The organism is Coriobacteriia bacterium (assembly GCA_018368455.1).
In the GTDB taxonomy this organism is placed as follows: Bacteria; Actinomycetota; Coriobacteriia; order Coriobacteriales; family UMGS124; genus JAGZEG01.
In genome coordinates this window covers 135,255-155,812 of sequence record JAGZEG010000002.1, presented here as the reverse complement: position 1 = coordinate 155,812, position 20,558 = coordinate 135,255, and the positions used below count along the sequence as shown (strand labels likewise).

Genomic DNA, 20,558 nt, shown 5'->3' with positions numbered 1-20,558 from the left:
GTCGGCACGCGGGGACGCATGCGGTCGCATAAGCGCACCATAACGCATGGGCGCCCGCCCGGGAGAGATCCCTGGCGGGCGCCCCTGTCATGCATATCGACCGAGGTGGGAAGCGCTACCTTTACGCGGATGCCCGCTCGCACTGCGCCAGCGTGTAGGCGTAGTCGCGCCGATAGCGGTTGAGCTCGTCGATGCACCCGTTGAGCGCCCGTTCGTCCAGCAGCGCCGCCGCAGCCTCCTGGACGTCGGCAAAGGGGCTTGCGACCAGATCCGAAGCGAGTCGTGCCTGCTCCTGGGCGAGCTGCAGCTCCTTCTCCCGGATCACGGCCTCGTGCATGCCACCGTACGCCGCCGCCTCGAAGGGGCTCTGTCCATGCAGGATTGCCAGGGCCTGCTCCAGCTCGTCGACGCACTTCCATTGCTGGTAGACGGGCACGGCCTTCTCGTGGCGCTCGCGTCGCGCCTGCTTCTCAAGCATTGCGGGCAGCTCGTCCACCAGCTCCTCCATGTGACGCGTTGCCCAGTCGGCTGCCGCCTGGCTCTCATGCGTGGACATCTGGCCTACGCCTCCTGTGCGAGCTGCTTGCCAAGGACGCGCCCCAGCGTCAGTGCGAAGCCCAGCGACAGGCCCTGCAGCGACGTGGAGTAGTGCGTGCCGAAGCGGCCGCCGGAGTTGTTGCCCGACGCGTACAGGCCCTCGATGGCGTTGTAGTTCTTGTCGAGGACGCGCTGCTTGTGGTCGATGACCAGGCCGTTGAGCGTGCACGTGCCGATAGCGGGCTTCTCCTGCACCTGGATCATGCCGTAGAAGGGCGGCTCGTCGATGGGCAGCATCAGGCGCGCGTCGCGGCCGAAGTCGTCGTCCTTGCCACTGGCGCACAGCTCGTTGTAGCGCTCGATCTGCGCCTTGGCCTTGGCCGCCTGCTCCTCGTCAAAGCCCATGTACTCGAACAGCTCGTCGAGCGTCTGCGCGGCGAAGTGGCACGGCGTGCCAGCCGACCACGTGGTCTCGCCGGAAGAGCCGGCCGTCTCCTCGCCGAGCGGCCCGCGCTCGACCCACGTGGCCAGCGTGTCGGCCAGGGAGTTGTCGTCCTCCGTCGCGCAGAAGTGCTCGGGCGCCGAGCGCGACACGAGCGTCTTCCACTTGTTGTCGAAGAAGGCGTAGTGGCGGCCGGGGCGGTTGCGCTCCATGCGGGCCATCAGGCCGAACACACCCATGAACGACTCGTCGGTGAAGCGTTCCATATCGCTGTCGAGCCACAGGGCGAAGCGGTAGGTGCCCTGGCGGACGAGGATGTTCACCGAGTACTGGTCGCTCTGGTAGAGGACCTCGGGCGAGATGAGCGTGCGGCAGATGGGGTCCATCGAGCCGCCGGCCCACATGCCCATCTTGATGCCCGAGCCGTCGCGGCCGAAGCCGGCGGTCCTCATCGTGCGGATGTCCAGGCCGTGCGCGTCGTAGAGCCAGCGCTGGTTCTGGGAGAGCTCGCGGTACATCTCGCTGTTGGCGCCGTAGCCGCCGCACGACAGCACGTAGGAGCGGCCGACGAAGCGGTGGTACTTGCCCTCGGCGTCCTGCGCGATGACGCCGGTGACGGAGGTCTTCGTGACCGTGCCGTCAACGAACGCGTCGACGCCATCCGCCTGCACCTGCTCGACCTTCGTGGGGACGTCGCTCTTCTCGGTCTCCAGCACGATGCCCTTGTGCTCCCAGTACCACGTGGCGCCCAGGCTCTCGGACTTCTCGATGAGCGCCATGCCCGCGCCCTGGTTGAACGGCAGGTTGATGCTGCCCTTCCAGCACTTGTAGCCGTTGATGCCGTTGCCGTCGGCGAAGTACTCGACATGGGAGTTCATCGTGTGGATGAACGTCTTCTCCACCACGTCGGTCGGCGAGTTCTCAATGAGCCAGTCCACCATCTCGCCGGAGTTGTCGACGAACGACTTCACGAGGCGTGGGTCGGTGTAGTTGAGCGTGCGGCGCTGGAAGTCGGCCATGAACTCGGCCTTGTCGATCTCCGGGCACCCCTGGTCCATGCAGTACTTGGAGTTGACCGTGGCGATGTCGTGCAGGCCGTACCAGAAGATGCTGTCCTTGGCCTGGGCCTCGATGACGCTGACGCTCAACCCCTCCTCGGCGGCCGTGACGGCGCAGGCCAGGCCCGCGTTGCCACCGCCGATGACGACGACGTCGCTCTCGATGGTGTCGACGATCTCGCTCTCGTTGATGACGGGCGCCTCGCCGAGCCACGCGGGGGTCTCGGGGACGTACGCTTCCTCTTCAGGGAACGCGTAGCCGGCCTGCTCCATGCAGTCCTTGACACCGTCGAGCGTGGCGGTGGCGCACAGCGTGGCGCCGGAGATGCCATCCACGAAGGGGCTGTTTGCCTCGACGACCCTGGTGCACAGGTCGACGATCTGGTCCATGAACTTCTCGGAGTAGTCCTTCTCGCCGGTCTTTGTGACCTGGTACGACACCGAGTCGATAGTGTCAGCGGACAGCTCGACGGTGATGTCCATTTCGGCAAAGCCCGTCGTCTGCTTCGAGACGTACGTCCCCGGCGTGAAGGCGAACGGCGCGAGTTCTTGGGTGTCGCCTGCCGCGCTTCCCTCTGCTGCGAAGGCGAGCGTGCCCGTGCCGGCCAGCCCGAGCGCGGCCGCCCCTGCCGCCGCACTCTTGAGGAAGTCGCTGCGAGTCATCGTGGCGTGCATGTGGTTTCCCTTTCGTCCGTGTGGAGTCGATGCCCTGCCTGCGCAAGGTGATCCCATCATGAGGCGGACAGGGGAACGCGCACTAGTATTCGCAGCGGATGACGAGGGAACTGCGCGCCTCATTCCCAAAAAATGAGCGTATGGGTATTGACAGCCTGGCAGGTGCGTTGACCTGCCGCTTTGCGATGATGTCTCCTCTTTTGATAAGGAGAGCCGTCTCAAACACCCCGTTACAGCTCAATCGTTTTCGACGCGGCGAGATCGATCAGCTGCTGGCGTGAGGCCACACCTGTCTTGGCATAGAGGTGGGCGATGTGGCTCTTGATGGTGTTGCGCGAGACGCCGAGGCGTTGGGCGACGCCGTCGATGCTCTGATGCTGGAGCAGCAGACCCAAGACGTCGATCTCGCGGGCCGAGAGGTCGGGGAACTCCTGAGCGATGGCCTGGGCCTGGGCGGTCGCGATGCGGGCGACGTCGCCGGGGTTGCGCACGATAATGTAGCTGTCCTGGCTCTTACGCTTGGCCATGAGGGCGAGGGCCAGCATGGCCAGGTAGACGAGCGAGGCCGCGACGAGGGCGAGCGAGCTTGCGTCCTGCCCGATAACGCTGACGAACACACCGCCGAGCAGGATGCCTGTGAGCGCGAGGGCGGCGAGCGCCGCGATGAGCAGCGGAACGGTCGTGTACCCCAAGGGCCGGGCATTTGCCCCACGAGGCTCGCTTGCACCGTGCGACGCGCATTTGACGAGGAAAAGGGCCGCGAGCACGAAGGTAAGGTCGTCAGCGGCTTTGCCGAAGACGTTCGCCAGGCCGCTGCCGGTTGCCGTGCCGAAGAAGGGCAGGGCCAGCGCCGCCGTTCCCAACAGGATAGGGGCCGCGATGTAGGGCCCGTCGGGGGTGAGGCGATGCGACCCGAGCCAGACTGCTGCGGCGACGGTGCCGCCCCCGGCCGCCGTGAGCAGGTGAAACGCGCTTCTATCGCCCGAGTCCATTGCGTCTTGACTGAACCCTATGATACCGAGGAACAGACCGATCCCCAAAAAGCAGAAGATGAGCGTGGCCGCATGTATGCGGCGAAGGGGGTCAGGTACTGTCGCGCGGAGGCGCACGGGTTGGTCTTTGGCGATGGCGTGCGGTACGTTCTCGCTGGCGGCATTGGGAGTCTCGTGCGTCCTGGGGGCACACAAGGCGCACGCCAGGGGCAGCGCGCATACGACGACATGCGCCACGGGAGCGGGCAGGGGAGCGAGCGCGAGGCTGGCGGCTGCGGCGATCGCTAGGGATGCCGCCCCAATGAGCGCCGCTTTTTGGGGCGACGGCTGCTGGTGCGCACTTCCGAGTAGCAGAGCGCACTCAAGAGCGAAACCGACACCCGCCAGGCCGCCGCCGACCGTCGAGATGACGATGCTCGACGACCCGAGAACGACCATCGCCGTGCCCGCTGCGCATAGCAGGGCACTCGAGAACAGCGGGACGCTCCGAAATGCCTGGGGACATCTGACCATAGGGGCACCGCTGCTCGTATGGCCGAGGCGGCGCAGACCGGCCACGGCCAGGGCGGTGAGGATGCACAAGGCTAGGGCGCAGAGCCACGAGCCGTCGCGACGGGGGTAGGAGAGGGGTGCCAGGGGCAACGTGAGAAATGGCCCCTCTGAAACCCGACATGCGGAGCTGTACCACAACAGTAGGCCGGAGATAGCCAGGATGCATCGCATGACCTGGGGGTTCTTTAGGGCAGATAGGGCGGTCTGCTTCCTTGGCGACTGAGACAATGCTGCCTCCTTACGATGCCCCAGCTAAAGGCGAGAGCGTGCATGGCGCACGCCGATGATCGTGCTCTAGGGTATACGAAACTTGGGTGCCAACGTGTCACAAACGCATCGCCTACGATTGGCGGTAGGCTGCTTGGGCACCCCCTGCTTTTCTCGGGAGGCGGCCTGTTGAGGCTGGCCCGGTCTGCGCCGAGCGCCTACCATGGACGGGATGCGCCGCTCGCGAGTGGCGCGTGTACCCCACGAGAAAGGTCGTCCTACGTATGAGTGTCGCCTCTGCTAGCGCCGCCCCCGAGGCACGTGTCCGCCTGTTTGCCTACGCTATGCGCACGTTTGATGAGCTGGGCTTTTTTGAGGAGGTCTGCCGCGAGCGGAACGTCGAGCTCGGCTGGACGTCCGACTACCCTTCTCTTGACAACGCCGCCCTTGCTACGGGCTACGACGTCGTGTGCGTCATGCCGTCGACCATCGATCGCCCGCTCATTCAGGCTTGGCTTGACCTGGGCATCCACGCCATTGCCACGCGCAACATCGGCGTGGATCACATCGACCTCGATTCCTGCCGTGACCTGGGCGTTCGCGTCTCGCATGCCACGTACACGCCCGAGTCCGTCGCTGACTACGCCATCATGCTTGCCATGATGTGCCTGCGCCGCATGCCGCAGATCACGGATCGCGCTCGCGTGCAGGACTACACGCTGCGCGGCAAGATGGGTCGCGCGCTGTGCGACTGCACCGTGGGCATCGTGGGCACTGGCCGCATCGGCAGCACGGTGGTCAGCCATCTCAAGGGCTTCGGCTGCAAGATGCTGGCCTACGACGTGCGTGTCAACGAGAGCGTGGCCGCCGACGCGACGTACGTGAGCCTCGACGAGCTGCTGGCGCAGTCCGACGTCGTGACGCTGCACGCGCCGCTGACCGCCGATAACCATCACATGATCGACGAGCGCGCCCTGGGTCTCATGAAGCCCGACGCCGTGCTCGTGAACACGGCGCGCGGCGGGCTCATCGATACGGAAGCGCTCATCAGCGCGCTTGAGGCCGGTCGCCTCTCGGGCGGCGTGGCGCTCGATGTCCTCGAGAAGGAGGACGGCCTGTACTACGCCGATCGCGTGGGCGATGTCATCGAGAACCGTCCGATGGCTATCCTGCGCGCGTTCCCCAATGTCATCCTGACACCGCACACCGCGTTCTACACCGACACGGACGTGCGCCAGATGATCGAGGGCGCTGTCGAGGGCGCTATCGCCATGGTCACTGGGCATGCCGACGAGTGCCGCCTCGTGGTTGCGTAGGCTGCTCAGGCGCTCATGCTGGTTGTAAGGCGGCTCGCGAGGCAGGTGTGCTCGCGGGCCGCTTTTGTCTGGAGGGCTGCGTCTCGCGAGTCCAGCGGGGTTTGCGGCGCGTGCGATAGAGCGCGATGCGCGTGTCGCGCGGGCTCTTTGGGACCGTCATGTTTGCGCTTTCGAGGAGACCGCTGAGGCGCGTGCTGCCAGGGGCTATGGCGCGTGTGCGATGGGCTGCGACGATGGGGGAGGCGGGCCGATGCGGCGGGGACACGACGTGCGGGGATTCGCGCGACGCAACGCGATGCCGATCATCTCGGTGGCCGCTGCGCTGGCGACTTGCGTGATCGTGCCGCCCGATGCCGGTTACGCACGCTATGTCGATGGCGCTACGCTCGGGCGCCTCGCTTGCATGCTGCTCGCCGTGAGCGGCCTGCGCGCGTCGGGCGTGTTCCCGTCGTTGGCCTCGTGGTTCGTGGCGCGCTGTACGAGCGTGCGGGGCGTCGTGGGCTCCATCGTCGGCGTGACCTCGCTGGCTTCGATGCTCGTCACCAACGACATGGCGCTGCTTGCTCTGCTGCCGCTGGGCGCCGCCTGCTTGCTTGCGATGGACCGACGCGAGCTCATCGCTCCCGTGTTCGTGCTGCAGGGCATCGCCGCGAACCTCTGTGGCATGCTGTTGCCGTTCGGCAACCCGCAGAACATCTACCTGAGCGGGATGTTTGGCATCGACTTCAGTGCGTTTGTCTGCGCGATGGCGCCCCCGTTTGCGATTTCGGTTGTCCTGGTCGTTCTGGGCTGTCTCGTCTTGGTACCGCGTGGGCGGACTGTGGCTACGCCGCCCTCGCAGCCGCTTGACAGACAGCGCGCCGCCGCCTATGGGGCGTTGCTCGTACTGTGCGTGGCAACGGTGTTGGGCGTGGTGCCCGTGCCTGTCTGCCTGGCGATCTGCCTCGCTATGACGCTGCTTGTCGAGCGGGGGCCTGCCCTGGTGGTGCGCACGGACTGGGGCCTCATCGTGACGTTCGCGGCGTTCTTCGTGTTCTCGGGCAACCTCGCGCGCGTCGAGGTGGTGCAGGCGGCGTTTGCCGCGTGGCTTGCAGGGGGTGCTTTCGTTCCCGCTGCATTGCTCTCGCAGCTCATCAGCAACGTGCCGGCTGCCATCGTTCTCTCGCGCTTCACGGGCGACTGGGTCGGTCTGCTGGCCGGCGTCAACGCGGGCGGCGCGGGTACGCCCATCGCCTCGCTCGCCACGCTCATCGTGATCGCGCAGTACGGGGTGATCTCTCGCGAGCTGGGGTCGGCGGACTCGCGCCCGACGATGGGCCGCTTCCTGGGGATGCTTTGCGCCCTCAATGCGGCGTGTCTTGCGATTCTCCTGGGCGCTGGCGTCGCGCTCGGCTGGTAGGGAGGCCGACGGGCACGATTTTGGGGGCCAGCTTCGGGTCGCGCGCACAGTTTGCCCTTAAGTGCATGTTTCTTGGGGCTCCCATGTTCGTTTTGCCCCTTAAGTGCACGTTTCTTGGTCACGCAGCGGGGCTTGTGCCGCTGTCGCGAGGACCTGCTGCAGCATAATCCCAGGTAACGCGTCGCGGAGTCTTCCGGGTAGGGCCAGGCTGCGAGCAAGAAACGTGCACTTAACGCCGTTTTTCGCACGCGGCTCGGAAGAAACGTACACTTAAGGCTGTTTTGGGACGGCGTGGCTCGAATCGCAGCCTGCTGTCTAGTTGCGGCGGCGTTTGGCGCGCGGTATTCGCGCGGGCATGGCTCGAGTTACGGGTGTGCCCACGCGGGGGAGGCTGATGGGGCCATGGGGATCGAGGACACATCTCGTGAGGCAGCACGAGCCGGGCGTATCCAGCGGGGAAGCCGCCGCTACAACCGGTGTGCCATGGTGCTGCCTCCGGCATCTGAACTGGAGGGGAAGCACGTCCTCGACCTGGAGTGCCGCGGCGGTCTGGGCGCGTTCAAACTCGCGGAGCTCGTGGGGAAGCGTGGTTTCGTCATCGGCCTCGACTCATCGCTCGCGCACATAGAGAAGGCAATCGCCCGTGCTCCCGAACAGCACTGGGCGGGCGCGCGGTGGCGCGATCACCTGCGCCTAGCGGTCGCGCGCCCCGATAATCTGCGGGCGGCGGGTGTCGAAGACGGTTCCGTCGGCGTCGCCATCATCAACAGCGTACTCAACGTGCTGCCTGATCGCGCGGCTGCCCTGCGGGAGATCGCACGCGTGCTTGCTCCGGGAGGCTATCTCTATCTGGACGCGCTGCTCGCTGTCGAAGAGCTGCCGGCTGAGCTTGCTGCTCGGTTGATGCTCGCGGGCAACGCGTTCGGTGCTGCCCCGATGCGGGCGGCGCTCGAAGAGGCCTTGCGTGTGGCGGGCTTTTCGCAGGTGGCTTGCTCGGATGTTGCCCCGATTCGCCCCGAGCGCGAGGACGCCGATCCTGCGCTCGCGCCCTACGCTTTTGCGAGTGCTGTTGTACAAGCTTGGGTGTAGGCCGGAGACGCTGGGCTCCCGTGCTCGCCCGCTGCTGGCGTTCGTTCCCTATGTCGCCGCGTTTGCTCGCGGAAGTTTGCCTGCCTTCCGGCCAGGGCGCTCATATCGTATCCCGAGTTGGAGAGAACGCTCCTCAGAGGGAAGGACCGCCCCATGACTGCCAATTCCGACGCGCTTCCCTTGCGGAGGGCTTCCGAGTCGACTGTTGCAGGCGCCGCTTCTTGCCCAGCTGCTCGCGGTGACTCCCCCGTGTGCGATGGCACCGAAGAAGCGTCCCAGGGGGAGCGCCTATCGGATGATGCCTTGGATTTCGTGAGCGCGGGCAATGGCATCAGCAGGCCTCCCACTGCGCCTATTCCTTTCTAGCTCGCTCCCGGGCACCCTCTAGGGCGTGCGGGTGGCTGAGGCGTTCACGCCATGTCGCGCCTGACGGAGCTGGCCTCTGCCGCCCGTCCGCTCTCTCCACGCGACGCACGCGCCGACGGGGTACACTGACGCGGCAATGATGGGGCCGAACGTCGCCACGGGCGCGTCTGGTCCCGGGAAACCGACAGTAAGCGCTGCCCAGGGACGCCGCAGCTCGCTCGCCTATTGCGCGGGCGAGGGGCGCGTTCCCCGGCGGCGTCCAGACGTTGAGAGGCGGATATACCATGGCGAACCAGACTGAGGCCGCGCAGCAGCCGGCCGATACTCCCCAGCTCACGGGCATCATCCTGGCCGCGGGCGAAGGCACGCGCATGAAGTCCAAGCACGCCAAGGTCGTCCACGAGGTGCTCGGCCGCCCCATGATCCTGTGGGTCGTCGAGGCTGCGCGTGAGGCCGGCTGCACTCGCATCGTCGTCGTCGTGGGCAGCCACGCCGACGAGGTGCGCGCCCTGCTGGCTGGCGAGTCCGACGTCGAATGCGTCGAGCAGACGGAGCGCCTCGGCACCGGCCACGCCATCCGCGTGGCGCTCGAGCAGACGGGCATCGCGGAGGGCCCCGTTCTCGTGCTGTGCGGCGACACACCCCTGCTGCGCGGCGCCACGCTCGCTCGCCTCGTCGAGGTGGCCACCGCGTCGCCTGACGCGCAGGCTCTCGGCGGTGCCCTCCTCACGATGGAGTACGCCGACCCCACGGGTTACGGCCGCGTCACGACGGGCGCCGACGGCCTAGCCGAGCGCATCGTCGAGCAGAAGGACTGTACGCCCGAGCAGGCCAAGGTCACGACGTGCAACGCCGGCGTCTACTGCTTCGACGCGGCGCTGCTCGCGGCTCACGTCGGCGAGCTCACGCCCAACAACGCCCAAGGCGAGTACTACATCACGGACCTTGTGAGCATCCTGCGCGAGGCCGGCAGCCCCATGGCGGCGCTGAACTGCGAGGATGCCGACGAGCTCATGGGCGTCAACTCGCGCGTCCAGCTCGCTCAGGCCACGCGCGTCATGCAGGCGCGCATCAACGAGGCCCTCATGGCCCAGGGCGTCACGATGGTCGACCCCACGAGTGTGTGGGTGGGTCCCGACGTGCGCATCGGTCGCGACACGACCATCCTGCCGCAGGTCATGCTCATGGGCATCACGGTGATCGGCGAGGACTGCATCATCGGCCCGAACTCGCGCCTCACGGACACGCGCGTCGGCACAGCGAGCGTGCTTGACGAGACGGTGGCTGTCGGTGCGATCGTCGACGACAACGTCGAGTGCGGGCCGCGTGCCTACCTGCGCCCCGGCGCGCACATGATGGACGGCTCTAAGGCCGGCACGCACGTTGAGATCAAGAAGTCCACGATCGGACGCGGCAGCAAGGTTCCGCACCTTTCCTACGTGGGCGACGCGACGATCGGCGAGGGCGTCAACCTGGGCGCGGGCACGATTACCTGCAACTACGATGGCTGCAACAAGTGGGCGACTACCGTGGGTGACCGCACGTTCGTCGGATCGAGCACGATGCTCGTGGCGCCGGTGAACGTCGGCTCCGACTGCACGGTGGGTGCCGGCAGCGTCATCACCACCGACGTTCCCGACGGGGCGCTCGCCGTGGCGCGCGGGCGGCAGATCGTCAAGGAGGGCTGGCTGCCTCGCTGGAAGCGCGAGCAGCGCGACGAGTAAACCGAGGCGTCCGCCATCCCCTCGGCACATACCATGAACCTCGTATGTGCCGTGTAAGACGCACGTTGCCGCGTGTAAGATGCATGTCAGAGAATGTGCCGCCGGTTGAGCCCGCACGTTTGCTCACCGGCGGCTCCGTTTTGCATGCGTCGTCCTCGTCGGTCGGGTTCTCATCAAAGGGAGAGGTGCATTCGTTCACATGGCAGTCATCGAGAAGGGTATGAACATCTTTGCGGGGTCGTCCAACCGGCCCCTGGCCCAGGCTATCGTCGAGAAGCTAGGTACGGATCTTGCCCCGCTGCAGCTCGAGACGTTCGCCAACGGCGAGATCTATGCCCGCTATCCCGAGAGCGTGCGCGGTAGCGACGTGTTCATCATCCAGTCCGAGGCCGGCGAGAAGGTCAACGACCTCCTCATGGAGGTTCTCGTCATGGCCGACGCCGCCAAGCGCGCCTCGGCCCGCAGCGTCACCGCCGTCATCACGCACTACGCCTATGCCCGCCAGGACCGCAAGGCCGCTCCTCGCGAGCCCATCACGGCACGTCTCGTCGCCAACCTGTACGAGGCGGCTGGCATCGACCGCGTCATCACTGTCGACCTGCACCAGGGCCAGATCCAGGGTTTCTTCGATGTCCCGGTGAACCACCTGACGGCGCTGCCCCTGTTCGCCGACTACTACAAGTCCAAGGGCTTCGACATGAACAATACGGTTGTCGTCTCGCCGGACGTGGGCCGCGTCAAGGCGTCCAAGCGCCTGTCCGACATGCTGGGCTGCTCGCTGGCCGTGGCGCACAAGGGCCGTCCGGCGCACAACCAGGCCGAGGTCATGGGCATCATCGGTGAGATCGAGGGCCGCACCTGCATCATCAACGACGACATGATCGACACGGCTGGCACGCTGTGCGGTGCCGTGCGCGAGCTCAAGGCCAAGGGCGCGGGCGATATCTACGTGAGCGCCACGCACGGCCTGCTGTCGGGCCCGGCGTGCGATCGCCTCATGGACGCGCCCATCGAGGAGGTCGTCGTGACCGACTCCGTGCCGCAGGACGCGCACTGCGCCGCGTGCGCCAAGCTCAAGGTGCTTTCGCTGGCCGACGAGCTGGCCCGCGCCATCCAGAACGTGTACACCGAGTCGTCGGTGTCCGGCATGTTCGGCATCAACCCCGAGTTCTAAGAGCTACGGGAGCGAGACGCCGGCAAATTCTGGCTCAGAGCAACAGACAATGGCCCCGGCGGCGGATACCTTGCGCTGCCGGGGCTTTTTGCTGCGAGAATGCGCGCGGGGGGATGGGTTCGCCCGGCGCCGCATGAGGAAGAGGAACGAGAGGTAGTTCCATGGGTTCGTACGGGCGAGACGGTCAGGGCGGCCGCGGCAAGGGCGGTGCCTCCGGTTCCGGCGGCAAGTCCGTTGCGGGGGCGCCCATCGGCATGGTTGTCGGCTTGGGTAACCCGGGCGCGGAATACGCCGCGACGCGACATAACGCCGGCTTTCTCGCGATAGACGAGCTGGCACGGGAGCTGGGCGCGAGCTATTGGAAGACGAAGCCTGGCGCGCTTGTTGCCGAGGTCGCGCTTGGCTCATCGGCGGCTGCGTCGGGAGGTGGCCCGCGCGAGATTGTGCTCGTCAAGCCGCAGGCGTTCATGAACTGCTCGGGCGGTCCCGTCAAGAAGCTGGCGGAGGAGTATCGCGTGCCTGCCGCGGGCGTCCTCGTCATCCACGACGAGCTCGAGATCGACGCCGGAGCCGTGCGCGTGCGCATGGGCGGCGGGCATGCGGGGCACAACGGCCTGCGCTCGTTGTGCGACAAGCTGGGTACGCACGACTTCCCGCGCGTGCGCACGGGCATCGGTCGCCCGCCGGGACGCATGGCGCCGGCGGACTTCGTGCTCAAGGAGCTGCGCGGTCGCGACCTCGAGGACTTCCAGGTTACGGTGGCTGACGCGGCCTCGGCGGCCCGGCTCGCGTTGGAGCAAGGCCTCCCCGCCGCACTCGCGCGCTTCGGCGGAAAGTAAGGCGAGCCCCGGGGCGCGCCGACCCCGTGCGGACGGCGCGGGGGCGCGGCCGGTTCGCCGCTGGTCCCGCGCCCCAGGCTCCAGGGCGCTCCGCTTTACGGCCCCGCGTTGCCGCCCCTCGCGTCCCGGGCCAAGAGCGGCCAGGAATCCCGCCCATGCACGCGCCGCCCGAGCCCGAGATTGTCCGGCGGCTGGCCCCGCGCCGACCTCGCGCGCCCCGGGCGCTCGGGCGGCCAAGAATCCCACTGGTGCATGCGCCGTTTGCGTCCGGGGGAGCCCGACTGCCCTGCTCTGCGCCGATCCTGCAGGCTCCAGATGCCCTGACGGTCAAGAACTGCGCTCGTGTACGTGCTGCACGCGCTCGAAAACGCCCGCTCTACGCTGGTTTTGCACGGACGGCGCGCCTTCGCGGCCAGGAATCCCGCTCGTGCATGTGTCGCCCGAGCCCGGGCCCGCTTGCCCGCCCACTCGGAATCGCGCGACCTGGGCTTTTCCCGAGCGCCGTTGCGCCGGCTCCCAGAGGCGGCATGCACGAGCGGGATTCCTGGCCGAGAATCGGCCCGAGGCGTGCAGACCGTCCCACCCGCCGCCCGCCCGCATACGAAAAGCCCGCCCGACCCCCTCGCGAGAGAGGACCGGGCGGGCTGGTTGGTCGCGCCAGATGGGCAGGCGGCGTTCCTTACGCGTTCACGCTCGCGGCGGCATTCGTGCCGGCCAGGCGGCCGAACGTCAGCGCCGTGCCCAGCGAGATGCCAGCGACGATGACCGGGTAGTCGACCAGGAAGCGGCGGCCCTGGTTGTTGCCGGCGACGTACAGGCCGGGGATCGGCTTAGCCGTGGCGTCGGTGACGCGCAGCTCGTGGTCGCACTCAAGGCCGCCCATCATGACGAGCATGTACTTGCTCGCGCTGAAGGCGCAGGCGAAGTACGGCGGGTTCTCGAGGGCGAACAGACGCTTGGGCATCTTGTAGAAGTCGGTGTCCTCGCCAGCCTTGCACAGCTCGTTGTAGTGCTCGATCTCGGCCAGCGCCGTCTCCTTGGGCAGGCCGATCATGTCAATGAGCTCCTCGAGCGTGTCGGCCTTGTAGTCGACGGCGTCCTCGACCATCTGACGGGTCGTCCAGCCCAGGCCAAAGCCGCTCAGCACGAGTGGGTACTTGTCGACGTCCTCGTCGGCCACGAAGTGGTTCGTGTAGCCGTGGCCGTCGGGCATGTACTGGATCTGCTCAGGCCAGGCGCTGTCGAAGATCTGGTAGGAGCGGATGTCGGCCTCGGCCTTCTCGGGGTCGGTCGAAACGGGCTGGCGGCACAGCATCTGCGTCATGTTCTGGCCAGGCACGTCCTCGTCCATGAAGCGCTTGCCGAGGTTGTTGAGCATCAGGTAGGAATCCACGCCCAGCGCGGCGCCCATGTGGTGGGCCATCGGGGCGTGCGGGCCATTCTCCATGATGCCGCCGGCCCAGATGCCCATGAGGTGACCGTCACCGGTGTCGACGCCTCCGCCGTAGTCGGCGTACTCGGGGGCGTAGTACTCCTTCATGGCCTGGTTTGCGCCGTAGTCGCCGCACGTCAGGACGACAGCCTTGGCGTTCACCTTGATGTAGCCGGCGTCGGTCTTGGCGTAGGCGCCGATGACCGTGCCGTTCTCGTCCTGGATGAGCTGCTCGCCCGCGGCGCCGAAGACGATCTCGCCACCGGCGGCCTTGCCGGCGTCCATGGCGGCCTGGCAGGCCCACTGCATGTTCGGGTTCGTCGTGATGGTGCCGTGGTAGTACGGGTAGAACTCCTCGGAGTAGTCATAGCCCTCGAGCGGCGGGAAGCACTTCGGTCGGATGTAGAACTCCTTGTCCGTCTTCTTCTCGGCGGCCGTGGACTCGAGCACCTCGAAGTCGGCGGTCTCGACGAACCAGTCGAAGTCCTCGCCGGAGTGGTCGTACCAGTAGCTCAGCATCCACGGGTCGATGCGGCTCGTGCACTCCTTCTGCATCTCGTGCATGATGACGGTCTTGGGCGCCCACTCGATGCCGAGGTCCTTCTGGATCTTCGAGCCCACGACGCCGAAGTCGCCGGCCATGTAGATGACGGAGTACGTGTCCTCGGGCTGCTTCTCGAGGGCGATGGTCTTGACGCCGCTCTCGGCCGCGGCCTTGAAGGCGGCCGTGCCGGCGAGGCCCATGCCGATGACGAGGACGTCGCAGTCCTTCTCCTCGACGACGTCGGTCGGGACGGCGGGCTTGTCCAGGAACGCGGGGGTCGCTGCAGCGGCCTGCGTGGCCTCGCCCTCGGTGGCGAAGGCGCTTGCGGCGCCCGCAGCCATACCGGCGGCAGCCAGGCCGGCGGCGCCGGCGACGAACCCGCGACGGGAGATGTTCTCAGTGCTCATGTGACGTCCTCCTTGATTGAAGGGATTGCGTAACGCCTCGACGCTGATGCTCGGGGCGCGCATACCAAGGAGAACTCTACGGGCTCGGGGAATCGACATGTGCGAGCATGCGTATGAAACGTGCCCGCCTGGCTCCTACGATGCATAGTATGAGGCAATTTACCTGCGGTTATGCGCTGTCAAGAGCGGGGGAGCGCGCCTCGTTTTGGCCGCGCGACGCATGCGGGACAGATGCTTGGGGCGTCCTTGCGCGATGACGCTGATCGGCTTGGTGGGCCCCTAAAACGAGAAAAGAGGGCCTCCTCTGGTCAAAAGTACCGTGCTTTGCGAGATCACCCTGGGGACGTGAGGTGCCCATCCGCAGGAGCAGATTCGGCGACCTGCGATTTTGCCGAGCGCCGGCGGGCGAGGAACCCGCTCGAGCCCCGCGGCAGCACGCTTTCTCGACAAGAGCCTCGCAAAGCGGCCCACTTTTGGCCAGAACGCCTCGCCTTTTTCCTGATTTGCGGTGCTGACGGTGTGAGGTTGCGGTGTCGGCCGCACACGTGGGGAGCCGCCCGCCCCGCCATACGGTTCGCTGACCGAGCATTAAGGTCACATTAAGATTTCTGAACATGCCAATCGGGATCGCTGATACCATGCTCAGCCATCAAAATCGCTGGTAGGTCCCCTATCTTGTTGAAGCGAGGTGCAGACATGGCATCCACGATGGCCCCCTCGACGGCGTCCTGTTGTTACGACTCGTTGTACGCGCGCGAGGCGGAGCTCGACGCTGCCGCGCCTGTCGATCCTATCCAGATGCCGAGCGCCGGCGCCCAGGCTGTCGTGCGAGCCCTTCTTGCGGCCCACGAGGGCTGGTTCGATGTCGAGGGCCCCGCTCTTATCGCCGGGCGCCGCTTTGCGGGCCATGCGACGTACCGCGAGCATGGCGAGAAGTATGTCCTCTCAAAGAAGGCGAAGCTCTGGGAGGTCGATACCGGCGAGCACCTGCTGTTTGACGCCGTCCCTCACCTAAGCGCTGCCCTGCTCGCTAACTACGTCACCTTCATGCGAGACGCCGCCGTGGCAGAGCTCGTCCATCCGGCTCCCAACCACATGTCTACGAATGTTGGCCTCGTGCTCGTTGCTGACGCCGTGGACGAAGAGGCGGCCCGCGTCCTGCGTTCCACGCGGTACCGCAAGAACTACCGCTTCGGCGTGTGGGGCTGGACCGACCTGCGCCTCGCGGCTATCAATCTTTCTCGCGCAGCCTCCGGCTCCGACGTGGGCCGCGCACCTACCTCCCCGGCGCGGGCCCGCCTGTTCGGCTCCCGCCCTTCTCGCCCCCCGAGGGCCATCCGCTCGGCCGTTATCACGAACGGCGCGGGCAAAACCCTGCGTACGACGCTCGAGGCGAACATGGCCGCCTCGTCGCCTGCGATAGATCTGCCCCTGCGCACTTCCTGCGCGACACTGGAGAAGGAGGACATCTAGATGAACGCCATGCTGATCCTGATCGTAGGCATCGTCGTCCTCGTCGTGGGATACATCTTCTACGGCGGGTGGCTTGCCAAGCAATGGGGCGTCAAGGCCGATCGTCCCACGCCCGCGCACGAGCTCGAGGACGGCGTGGACTACGTTCCCGCCAAGCCCTACGTCGTGCTCGGCCACCACTTCTCGTCCATCGCCGGCGCGGGCCCCATCAACGGCCCCATCCAGGCCGCGGTGTTCGGCTGGGTGCCCGTGCTGCTCTGGGTGCTCATCGGCGGCATCTTCTTCGGCGCCATGCACGACTTTGGCGCCCTGTTCGCCTCGATTCGCCACAAGGGCCAGACGCTGGCGACCGTCATCCAGGAGAACATCGACGGCACGGCCAAGAAGCTGTTCTGCGTCTTTGCCTACCTCACGCTTATCCTCGTCGTGGCCGCGTTCGCGTCCATCGTTGCCGGCACGTTCGCCGTGGTTCCCGTTGACCCGACGGCCGCCAACGCCGCCACCGTCGAGGCGACGAACCTCGCCAACCGCCAGACGGCCATGATCTCCCTACTGTTCATCGTTGCCGCCGTCATCTGGGGCATCGCCCTGCGCGGCCGCAACATCCCCGGCCCGGTGAACATCGGCCTGGCCCTCGTCGTCATCGTGGCCGTCGTGCTCATCGGCTACAACCTGCCTATCATCTCGCTCGACAACACGACGTGGATGATCATCGTGGGCATCTACATCCTTGTGGCATCCGTTGCCCCGGTGTGGATCCTGCTGCAGCCGCGCGACTACCTGTCGAGCTATCTGCTGTACGGCATGATTGCGCTGGCGCTCGTCGGCATCATCGGCGCTGGCATCATGGGCGGTGCCACGAACCTGGACATCCCCGCGTTCACCGGTTTTGTCGCCGAGAAGGGCGAGAGCCGCGTCGCCACGACCGGTTTCCTGTTCCCGGCGCTGTTCATCACTATCGCGTGCGGCGCTATCTCGGGCTTCCACAGCCTCGTGGCGTCGGGCACGACGTCCAAGCAGCTCGATCGCGAGTCTGAGGCCCAGCCCATCGCTTACGGCGGCATGCTGCTCGAGTGCCTCGTCGCCATCATCTCGCTGTGCGCCGTCGCTTTCGTGTTCACCGGCTACATGGACGGTACGTACGCCTCGCCGACGCAGGTATTCGCTGACGGCCTGTCGAAGATGCTCGCACTCATCCCCGGCCTGTCCGGCGCGCAGGGCATCGCGTACTCGCTGCTCATCCTCGCTGTGTCCGTGTTCTGCCTCACGTCGCTCGACACGGCTACGCGCCTGGCTCGCTACATGTTCCAGGAGCTGTTCACCCCGGCCGGCGTGGAGCCGAGCGATCTCACCGGTTGGCGTAAAGTGCTGACGAACCCGTGGGTCGCGACGGTCATCACCGTCGTGCTGGGCGTGGCGCTGGGCATCACCGGCTACCAGCTCGTCTGGCCGCTGTTCGGTGCTGCCAACCAGCTGCTGGCCGCCCTTGGCCTGCTCGCCGTGTGCGCGTGGCTGGGCAACGCGGGCAAGAACAACAAGATGTTCTACATCCCGATGGTGTTCATGCTGCTCGTGACGCTGACGTCGCTCGCCATGACCGTGTGGGCCAAGCTGACGGCCGTCATCGCTGGCGCGATCACGCTGGCCAACGTGCTGCAACTCGTCATCGGCGCACTGCTGTTCGTGTTGGCCATCGTGCTCGCCGTCAAGGGTGCGCGCGTCATCTTCGGCGGCAAGAAGGTCGCCCAGGCGTAAGGGGTTCCGGGACACGCTTGCGGCCCCATCTCAAGCGCATGCGTCGCAGCTAGTTTGAGGCCGGTCATCTCCTTTGCGGAGGTGGCCGGCCTCTTTGCGTGTGCTTGCGGGCCGTATCCTACGCGAAAAGGCTAGCGAGGATGTCGGCAAACTCCTCGACGAGGGGGCTTGTACGCGCCTTGAGCCAGAAGGCGTAGTAGTCGTGGCTCAGGTGGCGTAGGCGCGGCCCGCTCGTCCTCGCGGCCCCGTCGGGGTTTGGCCCCACGAGCGGGATGCGGCGGATGACGGTACCCGACGGGGCCGCGTCTTCGCGCCGCTCCACCGGCAGGAAGCCGCGGTTACCCGCCACCATGAAGCGGGCTTGCTCCAGCGTCTCGGTCGAGAGACCATGCAGCCAATAGCATGTACCACGCTACGAAGTTCGGCATCGAGGGCTTCTGCGAGTCCGTTGCCCAGGAGGTCGCGCAGTTTGTTATCGGCGTGACGATCGTCGAGCCAGGCGGGGCGCGCACGGAGTTCCGCTATGGGAGCGCCCGAGTGGCGGAGCTCATGCCCGAGTACGCGAGCTGCCATGGCTTCCTCGACATGCTTGACCTGGCCAAGGGTCTTGCTCCGGGTGACCCCGCGCTCATGTGTGAGCGCATCGTCGAGAGCGTCGAGGTGGAGCCCGCGCCATTGCGTCTCGTGCTGGGGGAGCGCGCCCTGTCCGAGACGATCCGCGTCACGGAGGAGCGCCTCGAGAGCTTCCGCACGATGGGTGAGCTTGCAGCCTCGGTTGACGTGCCCCCTCAGGCATAAGGGGGCGTGGTCCGGGGCCCTCTGGCACCGTTTCCGCCTTTCGGAGCCACTCGCGAGGGCAGAGCAGGGCAGCCAATGTCCCCGTGGCCAAAAGTGGCCAGCTTTGCGAGTCAATTCGGCATGCATGCCTTCGAAAGCTGGGCCCCTGCCGACGTCCACCTGGGCTTTCTCTCGCGCTGACACCTCGCGGGGGCTTCTGAGCGCCCCGAGGACTCGCAAAGCTAGGTACTTTTGGCCATCTGGGGCCCGTTTCCCACTGCTCTGGGTCTCGGCTGCCTGCTCGGAGCGCATCCATGCCTGGCCTTGTCCACATTTGCCCTCTGCGGCGTGCAGCGCCCGGCCACTCTGTCTCGATGCCGCCGACTGCCCCCGTGATACACTCCAGACGGGTCGGGGGCAAGATGGGTGTCCCCATATGTGGCGGGCATCTTGGCGGAGGCTAACACCTTGATGGAAGCAGATATCTCAACGGGCCGCTTCGCCGAGCTCAATTGTGTGAGCAAAAAGACGCTGCGTCTCTATCGCGAGATGGGGCTCCTTGTGCCCGCGCGCGTAAACGAGGAGACCGGCTACGGTTTCTACTCGCTTGACCAGTGCTCGACAGTTGACCTGATTCAGCAGCTCCAAAACCTCGGCGTGCCCCTTGCTCGCATCAAGGAGGTATTTGACCATGATCAGCGCGGGCTGTCTGCCGTGCTGCTTGAGCGCCTCGAGGCCATTAAGTGGCAGGCGCTCGACATACTCATTGCCCGCCAGAATGCCGAGCAGCTACTGTCCAACTGCCGCTGGTGCCATCACGAGCCCATCTATGACATGCCGATTCTTGAGCACCTGCCTGCTCGGCATATGCTGACGTTCCCGATTCTCAACCCGGCTTCGGTGAGGGTTGCTGATGATGCTGTCACCGCAATGCGTGAATGGGAGCTCAATCTTCGCTACACAAAGCGGCACATAATTGATCGCGGGCTGCCTCTGTCGATCTTCCATCACGTGGGGTGTCGCATTGCACGGGACGACCTTGAGCGGCGGGAATTCAATCTGGACGCTTCGTTTGTCTTTATTGATGTTGACGAGGTTGCTCGCTGTTGTGAAGCGCAGACGTTTCCCGCTGGCGAGTATGCAACGATGTACAAATCGGGCTACTCGGGACGCGATGGCCGTAACGCCGAGCTCGAAGGCCTCGGCGTGCTTTTAGACTATGTTGCCGAGCGTGGCTTTCACGTGGCGGGTGACTACTATGGCCAGGTTATCGCCGAAACGCCCGCCTTTCATTGCGAGGGTCGTGAGATGTTCTTTAAGCTAGCCATTCCCGTGCGTCTTGACTAAGTAGGGCTCCTGTATGCCAAGCGCATCAGGGCCTATGCCCGTTCTCGCCGATGTGCCTGCCACAAGACAGAGCCGATTCCGTAGAGGGCCGACTCTGCCTTGTGTCGATTGGGTTGCGGCACCGAAGGGGGAGCAACCCTCTTCGGTGCCCATCAACCTCCTACGTGAGCGCAACCTTGATATGAACGCGACCGGCTTCGGGGGTCAGGCGCCCGTCGGCGGACTCGGCACGGATAAGCAGCTCGTAGTCGCCTGCCTCAGGGGGCGTAAACGAAAACGACCAGTTTACGTTGCGGTCGAGATCGGCGCCCTCGGTCGCATGGCCTGCCCACGTGGCACCTCCGTCTGCGGAAAACAACATCCGCGCGATGGGCGCCGTAAAATCCTGCGCATACCCCTGAACCGTAACCTGTTGTCCCACGCGACCGGCTATTGTCCCAATCAAGCCAATCC

16 protein-coding genes are annotated in these 20,558 nt (G+C 66.0%); 10 read left to right on the top strand and 6 right to left on the bottom strand.

Features of this window, described 5'->3' with window-relative positions; all coding sequences use genetic code 11:
- Window positions 1-121: 121 nt before the first annotated feature.
- The 3 genes from KHZ24_01920 to KHZ24_01910 all read right to left on the bottom strand — a co-directional run bounded on the left by KHZ24_01920 (window position 122) and on the right by KHZ24_01910 (window position 4,346).
- Window positions 122-556, bottom strand: a complete 435-nt coding sequence (locus KHZ24_01920; protein MBS5449961.1) for a hypothetical protein — start codon at window positions 554-556, stop codon at window positions 122-124.
- Between the two features lie 5 nt (window positions 557-561).
- Window positions 562-2,712 (bottom strand): FAD-binding protein, encoded by a 2,151-nt coding sequence (locus KHZ24_01915; protein MBS5449960.1) that lies wholly within the window; start codon window positions 2,710-2,712, stop codon window positions 562-564.
- A gap of 230 nt (window positions 2,713-2,942) precedes the next feature.
- Entirely contained in the window at window positions 2,943-4,346 is a 1,404-nt protein-coding gene (locus KHZ24_01910; protein ID MBS5449959.1) for a helix-turn-helix transcriptional regulator, read from the bottom strand.
- A gap of 401 nt (window positions 4,347-4,747) precedes the next feature.
- On the opposite strand from KHZ24_01910, the gene KHZ24_01905 reads away from it, so the two are divergent.
- The 6 genes from KHZ24_01905 (at window position 4,748) to pth (ending at window position 12,370) form a co-directional block, all read left to right on the top strand.
- A complete protein-coding gene (locus tag KHZ24_01905; GenBank protein ID MBS5449958.1) occupies window positions 4,748-5,779 on the top strand; it encodes a lactate dehydrogenase in 1,032 nt (343 codons plus the stop codon).
- A gap of 295 nt (window positions 5,780-6,074) precedes the next feature.
- Entirely contained in the window at window positions 6,075-7,178 is a 1,104-nt protein-coding gene (locus KHZ24_01900) for a citrate transporter (protein MBS5449957.1), read from the top strand.
- Between the two features lie 402 nt (window positions 7,179-7,580).
- Window positions 7,581-8,267 (top strand): methyltransferase domain-containing protein, encoded by a 687-nt coding sequence (locus KHZ24_01895; GenBank protein ID MBS5449956.1) that lies wholly within the window; start codon window positions 7,581-7,583, stop codon window positions 8,265-8,267.
- A 650-nt stretch (window positions 8,268-8,917) separates the two neighbouring features.
- Window positions 8,918-10,357 carry a bifunctional UDP-N-acetylglucosamine diphosphorylase/glucosamine-1-phosphate N-acetyltransferase GlmU gene (glmU, locus tag KHZ24_01890; GenBank protein ID MBS5449955.1) on the top strand — a complete coding sequence of 480 codons (1,440 nt, stop codon included), beginning with the start codon at window positions 8,918-8,920 and terminating at the stop codon, window positions 10,355-10,357.
- A gap of 199 nt (window positions 10,358-10,556) precedes the next feature.
- The gene (locus KHZ24_01885; GenBank protein ID MBS5449954.1) at window positions 10,557-11,531 is read left to right on the top strand and encodes a ribose-phosphate pyrophosphokinase; all 975 of its coding nucleotides are present in this window, start codon (window positions 10,557-10,559) and stop codon (window positions 11,529-11,531) included.
- Between the two features lie 248 nt (window positions 11,532-11,779).
- On the top strand, window positions 11,780-12,370 hold the full coding sequence (gene pth, locus KHZ24_01880; protein MBS5449953.1) for an aminoacyl-tRNA hydrolase: 591 nt from the start codon (window positions 11,780-11,782) through the stop codon (window positions 12,368-12,370).
- Between the two features lie 679 nt (window positions 12,371-13,049).
- Here the strand turns inward: pth and KHZ24_01875 are convergent.
- The gene (locus tag KHZ24_01875) at window positions 13,050-14,753 is read right to left on the bottom strand and encodes an FAD-binding protein (GenBank protein ID MBS5449952.1); all 1,704 of its coding nucleotides are present in this window, start codon (window positions 14,751-14,753) and stop codon (window positions 13,050-13,052) included.
- A gap of 696 nt (window positions 14,754-15,449) precedes the next feature.
- Here KHZ24_01875 and KHZ24_01870 point away from each other — a divergent pair.
- Both KHZ24_01870 and KHZ24_01865 read left to right on the top strand, forming a co-directional pair.
- Complete coding sequence (locus tag KHZ24_01870) at window positions 15,450-16,226, top strand: hypothetical protein (protein ID MBS5449951.1); 777 nt, start codon at window positions 15,450-15,452, stop codon at window positions 16,224-16,226.
- Entirely contained in the window at window positions 16,227-17,981 is a 1,755-nt protein-coding gene (locus KHZ24_01865; protein MBS5449950.1) for a carbon starvation protein A, read from the top strand.
- A gap of 118 nt (window positions 17,982-18,099) precedes the next feature.
- Here the strand turns inward: KHZ24_01865 and KHZ24_01860 are convergent, their stop codons facing one another.
- Window positions 18,100-18,333 carry a hypothetical protein gene (locus tag KHZ24_01860; GenBank protein MBS5449949.1) on the bottom strand — a complete coding sequence of 78 codons (234 nt, stop codon included), beginning with the start codon at window positions 18,331-18,333 and terminating at the stop codon, window positions 18,100-18,102.
- A 50-nt stretch (window positions 18,334-18,383) separates the two neighbouring features.
- On the opposite strand from KHZ24_01860, the gene KHZ24_01855 reads away from it, so the two are divergent.
- Window positions 18,384-18,779, top strand: coding sequence for an SDR family NAD(P)-dependent oxidoreductase (locus KHZ24_01855; protein MBS5449948.1), 396 nt, complete (start codon window positions 18,384-18,386; stop codon window positions 18,777-18,779).
- A 450-nt stretch (window positions 18,780-19,229) separates the two neighbouring features.
- Window positions 19,230-20,105 carry a MerR family transcriptional regulator gene (locus tag KHZ24_01850; GenBank protein ID MBS5449947.1) on the top strand — a complete coding sequence of 292 codons (876 nt, stop codon included), beginning with the start codon at window positions 19,230-19,232 and terminating at the stop codon, window positions 20,103-20,105.
- A gap of 160 nt (window positions 20,106-20,265) precedes the next feature.
- Here KHZ24_01850 and KHZ24_01845 read toward each other — a convergent pair whose 3' ends face one another.
- Complete coding sequence (locus KHZ24_01845) at window positions 20,266-20,550, bottom strand: sulfite oxidase (GenBank protein ID MBS5449946.1); 285 nt, start codon at window positions 20,548-20,550, stop codon at window positions 20,266-20,268.
- Between the last annotated feature and the right edge of the window lie 8 nt (window positions 20,551-20,558).